Here is a 3,247-nt window from a genome sequence, read left to right on the forward strand (position 1 = left end):
GCCGACCAGATCGTGGAACACTGTGCGCGGGTGTTGACCTCAGGTTTGGAGCGACGGTCGTGAACAGAGCTCGGGCGCTCGCGCTGGCGGGCATGGTTGCCGTCGTCGTGAGTGGCGTGGCAACGGCCGCCGCAGGCCCAATTACCGACGACCGCGGCTTCGTCGATTCGACGGCGCGCTGCGAAGCGCCGGGCACGGCAGCGGTGTTCGGTTCCACGGCGGGCTCCCGCGTCGCGATCTGCAAGAGCCCCTCCGGCAAGTACGAATACCGAGGCGTGCGCGTCGCCGACGGTGCCAAGCTCGTCATTGCCGCCAAGCCGATGGACGGCGGCTTCGTCGCCGAGAACGACGGGATCACCTACACGGTGACGTCCGCCGCCCTGACGGTCGCGGCGGCCGGCAAGGTGCTTCGCGACGACAAGATGGTCGACTTCCACGGGCAGGTTCCCGGCGGCTCGCCAGCTCCCGCTGCGCCCGCCCCTGCTCCGCCCGTCCCTGCTACGCAGCCGAGCGCCGCTCCTCCGGTCGTGGAACAAACGGCGCCGTTGCCGCCGCCGCTGCCTGCCGAGGCCGGCGGGGGCTAACCCGGCGATCCCGTCACGACACAGTGGGTGTGGCTGTAGATCGTGGGCATGCACTTGTTGCAGTGCGTGCACAGTGACTTGATCGAGTGGGCGGGGCCGTCGTCCTTGATCCGGTTGATCAGATCGGGTTCGGCGAGCAGCGCCCGGCCCATCGCGACGAAGTCGAAGCCCTCGGCCATCGCCAGATCCATGGACTCGCGATTCGTGATGCCGCCCAACAGGATCAGCGGCATGTCGAGCTCGGCGCGGAACTTCTTCGCCTTCTCGAGGAGGAACGCCTCGCGGTAGGGGTACTCGCGCAGGAACTTCTTGCCGGTCATCCGGATGCCCCACCGCAGCGGCGGCTTGAACGCTGCGGCGAACTCCTTGACGGGCGCGTCGCCGTGGAACAGGTACATGGGGTTGACCAGTGAGCTCCCCGCGGTGAGTTCGAGGGCGTCGAGCCCGCCGTCCTCCTCGAGCCACTTCGCGGTCTGCAGGGATTCGTCCATCGGGATGCCGCCGCGAACTCCGTCGGCCATGGTGAGCTTCGCGGTAACGGCGATCTGGTCTCGGACGGCCTCCCGCACCGCGAGCACCGTGCGGCGGGCGACCTTGGCGCGGTTCTCCAACGAGCCACCGAACTCGTCGGTGCGGCGGTTGAGCAGCGGGCTGAGGAATGAGCTGGCGAGGTAGTTGTGGCCGAGGTGGACCTCGACCGCGTCGAACCCGGCCTCGACGGCCATTCGCGCGGCGTTGGCGTGCGCGGCGACGATGTCGTCGAGATCCTCGCGAGTGGCTTTCTTGGCGAACCGCATGGACATCGGGTTGAAGAACCGCACCGGCGCGTACGCCGTCGCCTTCGTCGTGCGGGCATTGGCCACGGGCCCGGCATGACCGATCTGCGCGCTGATGGCCGCGCCTTCCGCGTGGACGGCATCGGTGAGTTTGCGCAAGCCGGGGATGGCCTCGGGACGCCACCAGATCACGTTGCCCTCGGTGCGGCCACCCTTTGTCACCGCCAGGTAGGCGACGGTCGTCATGCCGACCCCGCCGGCGGCGGGGAGCCGGTGGTAGGTGATGAGGTCGTCGGTGACGAGCGCGTTCGGCGACGCGGCTTCGAACGTGGCCGCCTTGATGATGCGATTGCGCAGTGTCAGCGGGCCGAGCTTGGCGGGACTGAAGACGTCGAACACCTTGGGCTGAGGGCTCATGCAATGAGCCTGACACAATGAGCTCGTGGGAGCGATCACTCTGGACGGCAAGACCACGCGCGTCGAGATCTTCGTCGACCTCAAGGAAAGGGTCGCCGCACTGACCGCGGCGGGCCGGACTCCGGGCCTGGGCACTGTGCTCGTCGGCGAGGACCCGGGATCGCAGGCGTACGTGCGCGGCAAGCACGCCGACTGTGCCAAGGTGGGCATCACCTCGATTCGCCGCGACCTGCCCGCCGACGTCAGTCAGGCGACGCTCGACGAGACCATCGACGAGCTCAACGCGAATCCCGAGTGCACCGGCTACATCGTGCAACTCCCGCTGTCGAAGCACCTGAACGAGAATGCCGCGCTCGAGCGCATCGACCCGGCCAAGGACGCCGACGGTCTGCATCCGACGAATTTGGGCAGGCTGGTACTCAACGAGCCGGCTCCGCTGCCGTGCACTCCGCGCGGGATCGTGCATCTGTTGCGCCGGTTCGAGGTGGAGATTGCCGGGGCGCACGTCGTGGTGATCGGGCGCGGCGTCACGGTTGGACGGCCGTTGGGTCTTTTGCTGACGCGTCGCTCCGAGAACGCCACGGTTACGTTGTGCCACACGGCGACTCGACATCTGCCGGAGCTCGCTCTCGAGGCGGACATCATCGTCGCCGCGGTCGGTCAGCCGCACATGGTGACCGCCGACATGGTCAAGCCAGGTGCCGCCGTGGTCGACGTCGGGGTCAGTCGCGACGCGGCAGGAAAGCTCGTCGGCGACGTGCATCCGGATGTGTGGGACGTGGCGGGCCACGTCTCGCCGAACCCCGGCGGTGTGGGGCCGCTGACGCGAGCGTTTCTGTTGACCAACGTGGTGGAGCTCGAGGAAGCGAAAGCCCTTTGACCGTAAGTGAGTTCGCGCACAAGGTGTTCGCCAGGCAGTGGCCGATTCTGTCTGTGGGACTGTTCATCGTGGCGGCGTTCGGGTTGGTCGTGACGGGCTACTGGCGTCGCGGTGCGCTGGTTCTCGCGATCGGGGTCGGGGTGGCAGCCGCCATGCGACTCGCGCTGACCGAGGATCGCGCGGGCCTCCTGGTGGTGCGCAGCAGGGCAATCGATTTCGCGACGACGGCGACCGTCAGCGCCGCCATGCTCTACATCGCATGGACGATCGACCCGTTGGGGACCAGCTAGCTGAGGAATCCGCGGGGCACGGTGAGCGGGAGATCGGTGTAGGTCGCGATACCCGGCGGGGCGGCGACCACCGCGGGGATCGCGTTGATCGCGGGCATGGCGGTGATGATCATGCCGAGCACCATGTAGTCGGCCAGCGTCTCGGCGGGGAAGTCCGGTGGCGGCAGGAAGTCCAGCTTCGTCGTCACCGTGGGCTGTCCCTTGATCTCGACCTCGTAGCCCATGTGGTCAATCGGAATGTCCGGCTCGAGCGATTGGCCCTTGCGCCAGCGCATGCGGATCTCGATCACGTCGCGCTCA

Annotated in this window: 4 protein-coding genes and 1 pseudogene; 3 read left to right on the forward strand and 2 right to left on the reverse strand. The window is 67.8% G+C overall.

Going from position 1 to position 3,247, the window contains the following annotated elements:
* Positions 1-59: 59 nt before the first annotated feature.
* Positions 60-584 (forward strand): hypothetical protein, encoded by a 525-nt coding sequence (locus QOD90_RS02815; RefSeq protein ID WP_526346458.1) that lies wholly within the window; start codon positions 60-62, stop codon positions 582-584.
* Here QOD90_RS02815 and QOD90_RS02820 read toward each other — a convergent pair.
* Complete coding sequence (locus QOD90_RS02820; RefSeq protein ID WP_526346460.1) at positions 581-1,777, reverse strand: NADH:flavin oxidoreductase; 1,197 nt, start codon at positions 1,775-1,777, stop codon at positions 581-583. The genes QOD90_RS02815 and QOD90_RS02820 overlap by 4 nt on opposite strands.
* Positions 1,778-1,802: 25 nt before the next feature.
* Here QOD90_RS02820 and QOD90_RS02825 point away from each other — a divergent pair, with 25 nt between their 5' ends.
* Both QOD90_RS02825 and QOD90_RS02830 read left to right on the forward strand, forming a co-directional pair.
* The gene (locus QOD90_RS02825; protein ID WP_526346462.1) at positions 1,803-2,657 is read left to right on the forward strand and encodes a bifunctional methylenetetrahydrofolate dehydrogenase/methenyltetrahydrofolate cyclohydrolase; all 855 of its coding nucleotides are present in this window, start codon (positions 1,803-1,805) and stop codon (positions 2,655-2,657) included.
* The gene (locus QOD90_RS02830) at positions 2,654-2,947 is read left to right on the forward strand and encodes a DUF3017 domain-containing protein (RefSeq protein WP_526346464.1); all 294 of its coding nucleotides are present in this window, start codon (positions 2,654-2,656) and stop codon (positions 2,945-2,947) included. Before QOD90_RS02825 ends, QOD90_RS02830 begins: the two co-directional genes overlap by 4 nt.
* Here the strand turns inward: QOD90_RS02830 and QOD90_RS02835 are convergent.
* Positions 2,944-3,247 (reverse strand): annotated as a pseudogene (locus QOD90_RS02835) (dihydrodipicolinate reductase); the annotation flags it as partial. The gene QOD90_RS02830 and the pseudogene QOD90_RS02835 overlap by 4 nt on opposite strands.

This window comes from Mycobacterium sp. (genome assembly GCF_032161845.1).
Classification (GTDB): domain Bacteria; phylum Actinomycetota; class Actinomycetes; order Mycobacteriales; family Mycobacteriaceae; genus Mycobacterium.

Excerpts from the sequence above, each read along its gene's own strand:
- QOD90_RS02820 (WP_526346460.1), bottom strand. The coding sequence starts at position 1,777 with ATGAGCCCTCAGCCCAAGGTGTTCGACGTCTTCAGTCCCGCCAAGCTC.